Annotated in this window: 10 protein-coding genes; 4 read left to right on the top strand and 6 right to left on the bottom strand. The window is 34.1% G+C overall.

Annotated elements, in window-relative coordinates; translation table 11 throughout:
* The first annotated feature begins 62 nt into the window (after positions 1-62).
* The gene (locus Q0A18_RS01210; protein ID WP_292008344.1) at positions 63-296 is read left to right on the top strand and encodes a hypothetical protein; all 234 of its coding nucleotides are present in this window, start codon (positions 63-65) and stop codon (positions 294-296) included.
* A 78-nt stretch (positions 297-374) separates the two neighbouring features.
* Here Q0A18_RS01210 and Q0A18_RS01205 read toward each other — a convergent pair whose 3' ends face one another.
* From Q0A18_RS01205 to Q0A18_RS01185, 5 genes are all read right to left on the bottom strand, one after another.
* Positions 375-815 (bottom strand): universal stress protein, encoded by a 441-nt coding sequence (locus Q0A18_RS01205; RefSeq protein WP_292008343.1) that lies wholly within the window; start codon positions 813-815, stop codon positions 375-377.
* 67 nt (positions 816-882) lie between these two features.
* Positions 883-1488: a fumarylacetoacetate hydrolase family protein gene (locus tag Q0A18_RS01200; RefSeq protein ID WP_292008342.1), complete on the bottom strand. Its 606-nt coding sequence runs from the start codon at positions 1486-1488 to the stop codon at positions 883-885.
* Positions 1489-1504: 16 nt separating this feature from the next.
* Entirely contained in the window at positions 1505-1927 is a 423-nt protein-coding gene (locus Q0A18_RS01195; protein ID WP_292008341.1) for a DUF2007 domain-containing protein, read from the bottom strand.
* Between the two features lie 2 nt (positions 1928-1929).
* Positions 1930-2694: a 3'-5' exonuclease gene (locus Q0A18_RS01190; RefSeq protein ID WP_292008340.1), complete on the bottom strand. Its 765-nt coding sequence runs from the start codon at positions 2692-2694 to the stop codon at positions 1930-1932.
* Positions 2695-2774: 80 nt separating this feature from the next.
* Positions 2775-3473 (bottom strand): CDP-alcohol phosphatidyltransferase family protein, encoded by a 699-nt coding sequence (locus tag Q0A18_RS01185; RefSeq protein ID WP_292008339.1) that lies wholly within the window; start codon positions 3471-3473, stop codon positions 2775-2777.
* 55 nt (positions 3474-3528) lie between these two features.
* Here Q0A18_RS01185 and Q0A18_RS01180 point away from each other — a divergent pair, with 55 nt between their 5' ends.
* The gene (locus Q0A18_RS01180; protein ID WP_292008338.1) at positions 3529-4200 is read left to right on the top strand and encodes a hypothetical protein; all 672 of its coding nucleotides are present in this window, start codon (positions 3529-3531) and stop codon (positions 4198-4200) included.
* A 35-nt stretch (positions 4201-4235) separates the two neighbouring features.
* On the opposite strand, the gene Q0A18_RS01175 is transcribed toward Q0A18_RS01180, so the two are convergent.
* A complete protein-coding gene (locus tag Q0A18_RS01175; protein WP_292008337.1) occupies positions 4236-5846 on the bottom strand; it encodes a glycosyltransferase family 39 protein in 1611 nt (536 codons plus the stop codon).
* A 100-nt stretch (positions 5847-5946) separates the two neighbouring features.
* Between Q0A18_RS01175 and Q0A18_RS01170 the strand changes: the two genes are divergently transcribed.
* Positions 5947-6885, top strand: a complete 939-nt coding sequence (locus Q0A18_RS01170; protein WP_292008336.1) for a glycosyltransferase family 2 protein — start codon at positions 5947-5949, stop codon at positions 6883-6885.
* Positions 6882-7748 (top strand): lysylphosphatidylglycerol synthase transmembrane domain-containing protein, encoded by an 867-nt coding sequence (locus Q0A18_RS01165; RefSeq protein ID WP_292008335.1) that lies wholly within the window; start codon positions 6882-6884, stop codon positions 7746-7748. The genes Q0A18_RS01170 and Q0A18_RS01165 overlap by 4 nt, the downstream gene beginning before the upstream one ends.
* Positions 7749-7858 lie beyond the last annotated feature (110 nt).

The following is a 7858-nucleotide window of genomic DNA, read 5'->3' as shown; positions in this document are numbered from 1 at the left end:
TTTGAGAGTAATTTAAACATTTTTTTTAAATTTGTACAAAGTTAATTTAAAAAAGGAAAATAATGACGTCTTTCTGGTTATTCTTAAGCAAAGTTTTTAAATGGTCTTTCGGATTTTATGATGCACTAGGGAATGTGCTGAATTGGGTTCTGTTTACCGTTTGCTGTGTATTATTTATTTATTGGTGCTATGTTCTGGTATCAACCTTAGGAGGAAATAAAGATAAAGAATACTATTCCCCGACAGAAGGAAAGAACCCTTATTATGATCCTAAAATTTATAAAAAAGAAGGTTAATTAATTGGTTATATAGTAAAAAACCGATCAAATTTAAATTTGATCGGTTTTTTTATATTAACGATTGAAATTTAATTTCTAATTATCATGAATAGGAACTACCAATACCGGAATAGGAGAATTTTTGGTTAGTCCTTTCGTTAAGCTTCCTACAAATACATCATAAAAGCCACTTCTTCCATGGGATCCCATTACAATATAATTGGCCTCTTTAGCTTTGGCATATTCCAGAATAATATCTTTAGCAATTCCTTGTTTTAGATAGTGCTCACAATCCACATCCTGAGCCAGAACTCTTTGCTCGATCTTATTAAGCTGTACAAGTTCTTCCCGGATTTCGTTTTGTTCCACTTCGGGAAAATACTGAAATCCCATATCTCCGATAGCAAACCCTATGTCGGAAGGAGCCACATGGATTAAATGGATTTTTCCGTTTACTTCTTTGGCGAATTTTACAGCACCATCTACGAGCTGTTCTGTTTTATCCCCAAAATCTATGGGTAATACAATATTTACCATAACATTAAATTTTGTTTATTAAAGATAGTAAAAAATACCGGAAACAGCAATGAATAGAGGTGATATTCTATAATATTCTTATGTTCAACACTTTTTCATTCTCCAGAAAGGCTTCCAGAATATCATTTTCCTGTACCCTTCCTACACCCTTAGGAGTGCCGGTAAATATAAGATCACCCACTCTTAAAGTGAAATACTGAGATACGAAAGCAATGATATCATCATGGGTAAATATCATGTCTTTTGTATTACCATCCTGTACCTTTTCTTTTGCTTTCAGTAATGAAAACTGTAAAGATTCAAGATTGTAGTTTTCCTTTTTGAAGAAAGGGCTTACTGCAGCTGAACCGTCAAAGCCTTTTGCAAGTTCCCATGGAAGACCTTTGGATTTTAATTCGCTTTGAAGATCTCTTGCCGTAAAATCTATTCCCAGACCGATCTCTTCATAATGCTTATGGGCATTTTCTTTCTGAATGTATTTTCCCCCTTTTGAAATCTTGATGACAACTTCCAGCTCATAGTGGATATCATTCGAAAATTCAGGAAGGTAAAAATCATTTCCCTTCAGTATAGCGGTATCCGGTTTTATGAAAATAACAGGTTTCTCCGGAATTTCATTTCCCAATTCTTTCGCATGTTCACTATAGTTTCTTCCTATACAGATAATTTTCATGATTTTTTCTTAATAATTAATGTTTAAATTCATTACCACAATAATAGCAATGATAAAGATTTCCCGGAATTTTTACCGGAAATCCTAAAAATAACCAGCTTACTCCAAAGACTCCTCCGGGTTTTTCATCCTGATAAATATGATTGGAGCCACATCGAGGACAGGTAAAATCAAATTCAGGATTGGGAATAGTATGCTCCACTTCCAATGAATACTCTTCGTTCTCTTTGTAATCTTCCAGAATCTGTTTTGCCTTCTCCACCTCTTCTTCGAATACCTGAAGCTGTATTCCTCCTACAGCTTGGGACAGCAGCCAATCCGATTGAATGAGTTGTTCATTTGCTATAAAACTCTGTATACCGCTTTCTTCAAGAATCTGTTTATCCCTGTTAGCTTCTATAGCATTTTCATAGTATTTTATGCGGATCAGATCAGACATTTTTAAAACTTGCTTGAAAGTTGAATTTTAGTAAAAACCTTCTTGGTATAAAGTGGAAAATCAGCATTTTGCAGCCATCCGAAATATCCGATGTCCTTCTGGAAAATAACTTTAACACATTGGCCTTTGTATTTTCCGAAATTAAAGACTTCTTCCATTTTTTCATTATAACCTATGAAGCCTGCCAAATCCGCATTTTTATTATGAAATGTAAACTCACTTAAAGCCGCAATTTCATTCGGAACATCCTCATATTTTCCAACCTGGGCATCTAAAACCTCAAAAGTTGCCATTACATCAGCCTCAGCTGAATGGGCATTTTCAAGGATCTTTCCACAATAAAACTGATAAGCGGCACCTAAATTTCTAGGCTCTTTTTTATGGAATATAGTTTGGGCGTCTACCAGCTTAAATTTACTCAAATCAAAATCAACACCAGCTCGTAACAATTCCTCTGCCAAAAGAGGAACGTCAAATCGGTTGGAATTGAATCCTCCTAAATCTGTTCCCGAGATCATTTCCATTATTTTAGAAGCTATTTCCCTGAATGTAGGGGCATCTTTTACATCTTCATCATAAATTCCATGGATCTGGCTGGACTCTAATGGAATCGGCATTTCAGGATTGACACGCCATGTTTTACTCTCTCTTGATGCATCAGGATTTACCTTTAAAATGCAGATTTCAACCACACGGTCTTTCCCGATATTGGTTCCCGTTGTTTCTAAATCAAAAATACAAAGAGGTTTATGTAATTTTAAATTCATTTCTTAAAATATAAATGGTGAATAATGGAATGATAAGTCAGTTTGAAAGTTACTAATAACCTAGAACTTATACCACACCCTTAATTAAGTTGTTTCTGAAAAAAGATTGATATGATCATATAATAAATAATAACCACCGGAATTCCGGCAATTCCTAATAAGATTAGAATAAGCAAGGATCCTATCAGCAAAGCAAGTTTAGGATAATTATCCTGCAGCTTCATGGATTTGAATTTCATCGCAATCATTTTGATAGGGCTTACCAACAGCCATGAACAAAGCAGGGTAACACCCAATAAAATATAAGTGTTATTAAATATGAAGTCGAATTTCTGTGTTTCCCTGAATGCATAGTAAAGACCAAATAGCAGGATTGTATTGGAAGGAGTATTTAATCCTTTAAAGTAGTACTTCTGATCTTCATCGAGATTAAATATAGCCAGTCTCAAACAGGAAAAAACAGTAACCAAAAATCCCAGATAGGCATGCCAGGGAATGGCTTGCGGAGAATTCTGAGCAAGTGCCACAAATAGTGTTAATCCCGGAATAAATCCAAAGCTTACCATATCGGCAAGAGAGTCCAGCTGAACCCCCAGATTGGAATTGGATTTCAAAGCTCTTGCAACGAATCCATCAAAAAAGTCAAGAACCAATGAAATGACAATGCATATAGCGGTGATATGATAATCTCCCAGAATAAGATGTACTGCGCCTACACATCCTGAAAATAAATTTCCGAGGGTTAAAATATTGGCCAGATTATTTTTAATAAAATTCATAAGAGCAAAATTAAAGAAATAGAAATTAAATATCAGGATTACTTATATTTGCTTTATGAAAAATTTAAGCTTGTTTGAAAAGATTATTTCTGTAATTCTTTTAATTACAGTTATTTATGCTATAGGTGTTTATTTTACAGATTCTTCTTACTTTGATAAATTGGTGCAGGAAGACGGATTTTATGAAAATCTTACCTCTGCATTTCTGTTTTTCACATCGTTTACACTACTATTTAAATTTATTAAATACCAAAAATATTACGGGATTTGGTGGAAAGTAGGTGTTTTGTTCATGGCACTTGGAATGTTTTTCGGAGGAGGAGAGGAGATTTCCTGGGGACAGAGAATATTTCATGTACAATCTTCAGAGTTTTTCCTTGAAAATAATGCTCAGCAGGAAACCAATCTGCACAATATGGTAGTAGGAGATGTTAAACTTAATAAACTTATCTTCTCTAATCTGATGTCTATTTGTTTTGGAATTTATTTCCTTGTTTTACCGGTTATTTGGAATAAGTCGGAGAAAATGAAGAAATTAATAGATACATTTGGAATCTCCGTAGCAAGGCCTGTACATATTGTTATATTCCTGATCGCAACAGCTTTGATTTTAATTCCAATCAGTCATTCCAGAAAATGGGAAATCTGGGAATATGCTTTTGCATTGATTATGTTTTTAATAGTGTATAATCCTTTAAATACAAAAGAAATTTTTTCTAAGAAATAATAAAAAAAGCGCTGAAATTTTCAGCGCTTTTTTTATTATTGAACTACCTTGTATACATAATGTATTTTTCTTTCCGTATGATTTTTAGAAGGCTCAGCTTCTTCATTATCATCAAACGTATCTACATAGGTGAGTTTCCATCCTAGATCCTCCAGTTTCTTACGAAATTCTTCTTCATTGGTATTCATGGCTACATAGAAAATTTTTTCTTTCGGTAAAGTTTTGGGATCCTCAAGTTTGATCTCCGGCATTACAGCCTGGTATCTGAACCAGACTTCAGGGGAATATTCTGCGTATGTATATAACCTCGTATTTTCTTTTTCAATCTTTTCCTTAATGGTAGCAATACTTTTGAAGTTTTTATTGTTACTAAGCATTTTATCCAGAACAGGAATTCCAAATATTCCGGTGAAAACCATTAATAAAACCACTCCAAAAAAAGCCCTCTCGAAGTTTCTGTTTTTGTAAACTGCTATCAGAATTGAAATTGCAGCGATGAATGCTGAAACAGAAAAAAGAATGGTATAAACTCCTATTTCTACGGGTAAGAAATAGGTTCCTATGGAAATTACCAGAGCGACTATTCCAAGGATGGTAAAGATGACTTTATTTAAATTGAATTCCCATTTTTTATAATTGAATTCATAAAAAAGATAGTGTAAATAATATCCTGTTGTAGCAGCTAGCGGGACCATCATCGGGAAGAGATATCTCTCCTTTTTTGAAGGAATCAGAGAAAGGAAAATTAACGAAAAAATAGTCCAGTAGAAGAACAGCATATAATTTTTTGGCTGGTCGGTTCTTTTTTTAATCATTGGAAAAATAAGACCTATTACACTGTATAAAATCCAGACACCTGTCTGAACTGGGAAGCTAAGGTATCTTGTAAAAGGTTTCACATCTCTGTTTCCTCTTGCGGTGGCCTCTTTTTCCATGATGGCTAAGAAAGTATCAGGATCAGCAAGATAAATATAAATATACCATGAGAAACCTACAAGTACTGTAATGGCTGCGCAAAGAATAATCCCCCGGATTTCCTTCCATTTTGGCCATCCGAAGAGAATAATATATCCGATATAAAAAGGAATAAGAAGCACATAAGGACCTGTAGGCCCCTTACTCAATACCGAAAATCCGAATAAAATTCCTGCAAAAATATAATTGGGAAGCGCTTTAATGTCCTTTAATGCCAGAATGAAATAATACATCCCGATAACCATGAAACTATAACTGTAAATATCCCAGTTGGCTCTTCTTCCTACATAAATTACAAGAAAATTAGTAACCAATATCATTGAAGAAATAAAAGCAAGACGGGGCTTGTTGGTAACAAATTCTACAATTTTATAGAAATAAATGACAAGCAGAAAGCAGGAAAGAGAAGCAGGGAATCTCAATGCACCTATATTTTCAAAACTGAAGAGCTGTCCCATCCATGCACTTAGCCAGGTAGGTAAAGGTGGTTTTTCATATCTGGGAAGATCATTCATTGTAGTGAAAATCCAATGCCCTTCATCTGCCATTTCCCTTGCCGAAACAAAATTTCTGGCTTCCATGATGTCTACATATAATTTCCCCAAATGGGCAAAAAGGAGGATAGCACCTACAATAAGCAGTAAGTAATATAAATACTTCTGGTTTTTCATAAAGATATTTTTGCAAAGATATTTAAAATGCAACTTTCTACGGGATAAATGTCCCTGTAGAAAATTAAATTCGATTATCTTTGCACATATTTTTAGATCTATGAATTCTGACAGGTTATATTCGGTGGTAGTTCCTCTTTACAATGAGGAAGAAAATGCACCCTTACTTATTGCGGCTATTGAAAAGGTTTTGAAAGGATATAAATATGAGCTTATTCTGGTTGATGACTTTTCAACAGACCGTACTGTAAAAGTGGTAAAGGATATAGCAGCCCCTCACGTAGTTTTGATAGAGCTGAAAAAGAATTACGGCCAAAGCTCTGCTCTAATGGCGGGAATTGATTATGCTACGGGAGATTACATTATTACCATGGATGGTGATATGCAGAATGATCCCAGTGATATTCCGATGATGGTTGCTGAAATGGATAAAGGAGAATATGATCTTGTTATCGGAAAAAGACAGAAGAGAAAAGATAATCTTTTAAGAACTTTTCCTTCAAAGGTGGCCAATTTTATTATCAGAAGAACTACAAAACTGAATGTAAAGGATCATGGCTGTGCACTTAAAGTATTTACAAAGGAAACAGCTAAAAATTTAGATCTTTATGGAGAGTCTCATCGTTTTATAACATTGCATGCTCATATTAATGGGGCTAGAATCTCTGAAGTTCCTGTAAAACACCATGCAAGACAGTTTGGGGTTTCCAAATACGGAATTGGGAGAACTACGAAAGTAATTAACGACCTGTTACTATTATTGTTCAATCAGAAATACCTTCAGAAGCCGATTTATTTATTTGGAAATATTGGTATTCTGACTTTTATACTGGGGATGATTATTAATATCTATCTCCTGATCGTTAAAATGTTAGGTCATCAGATTGGAGGAAGACCATTATTAATCTTGGGGATTTTATTGGTTTTTGTCGGAATACAGTTTTTTACTACCGGTATTATTATAGATTTGCTGATGAAAACGTATTATGAATCTCAGAAAAAACGACCGTTTAATATTCGTAAAATATCCACTTTTTGAAAAAGTTCAAAAAAACGTTCATTACTATCCTGAAAATAGGGATCAGCTTACTGCTGCTGTATTTTGTTTTTAGGAAGGTGCCGTTTACAGAAGTTTGGGAACTGATCAAAACCAGTAATTATGCCTTATTAATAATTGCTCTGCTGGTGTTTGTTCTGTCTCAGGTTATTTCTGCACAACGTTTACTGAAATATTTTCATGCTAATCATTTTTATATTAATAAGACGGACAACCTTAAGCTTTATCTGATTGGGATGTTCTATAATTTTTTTATTCCGGGGGGAATAGGAGGTGACGCCTATAAAGTATATGTTCTTAATAAAAAATTTAACTGGAGTGCTAAACGGCTTACCAAAGCTGTTTTTTGTGACAGACTTTCCGGATTGCTGGCCATTATAGTTTTGATTGAAATTCTAACTTTTCCTGTATTACAGGAACTTTATAAGCTAATTATCTTACCGGCCGTTGTTCTTACAATAATCGCTGCCCGATTATTTTTTTCAAAACTTTTTTCGGAATATAAACCTGTTTTTTATAAAACTTTGATATATTCTATAGGAGTACAAATCTGTCAACTTATATCGATTTATTTAATCCTTAAATCCTTTACTCAAATTGGAGAGGTGTGGATTTATTGTATCGTATTTCTGGCCAGTGCGGTGCTCAGTGTCTTGTCTTTTTCCGGAATAGGGGTAAGAGAGTGGCTCTTTCTCAAAGCAGCTCAATATTTTACATTCGATGCCCAGGTTTCGGTTTCAACGGCTATATTGTTTTCTTTCATAACTGCAGTTGTTGCACTTGTCGGAATCTGTTTTCAGAATTTTACCTATAAAACTGCTGTCCCAAAAAAAAATGAAGATTGATCAAATATTTCTCTTAGATTTTTTCTATCATATTGATATGCAGTTTGTTATTTTAATTTTTTTTTAATTGAATAGACGGATAAGTGAAAATTACTTGTTGTAATTTTGCA

The sequence above is a fragment of the Chryseobacterium sp. genome, from assembly GCF_022712095.1.
Taxonomy (GTDB): Bacteria; Bacteroidota; Bacteroidia; order Flavobacteriales; family Weeksellaceae; genus Chryseobacterium.
The sequence above is the reverse complement of the archived record's forward strand: the minus strand, read 5'-3'. Positions and strand labels throughout refer to the sequence as shown.

Bases quoted from the DNA above. Each gene is read 5' to 3' on its own strand.
- Q0A18_RS01200 (WP_292008342.1), bottom strand. From the start codon at position 1,488: ATGAAAATTATCTGTATAGGAAGAAACTATAGTGAACATGCGAAAGAA.
- Q0A18_RS01180 (WP_292008338.1), top strand. From the start codon at position 3,529: ATGAAAAATTTAAGCTTGTTTGAAAAGATTATTTCTGTAATTCTTTTA.
- Q0A18_RS01185 (WP_292008339.1), bottom strand. From the start codon at position 3,473: ATGAATTTTATTAAAAATAATCTGGCCAATATTTTAACCCTCGGAAAT.
- Q0A18_RS01195 (WP_292008341.1), bottom strand. From the start codon at position 1,927: ATGTCTGATCTGATCCGCATAAAATACTATGAAAATGCTATAGAAGCT.
- Q0A18_RS01205 (WP_292008343.1), bottom strand. From the start codon at position 815: ATGGTAAATATTGTATTACCCATAGATTTTGGGGATAAAACAGAACAG.
- Q0A18_RS01210 (WP_292008344.1), top strand. From the start codon at position 63: ATGACGTCTTTCTGGTTATTCTTAAGCAAAGTTTTTAAATGGTCTTTC.
- Q0A18_RS01190 (WP_292008340.1), bottom strand. From the start codon at position 2,694: ATGAATTTAAAATTACATAAACCTCTTTGTATTTTTGATTTAGAAACA.
- Q0A18_RS01170 (WP_292008336.1), top strand. From the start codon at position 5,947: ATGAATTCTGACAGGTTATATTCGGTGGTAGTTCCTCTTTACAATGAG.
- Q0A18_RS01175 (WP_292008337.1), bottom strand. From the start codon at position 5,846: ATGAAAAACCAGAAGTATTTATATTACTTACTGCTTATTGTAGGTGCT.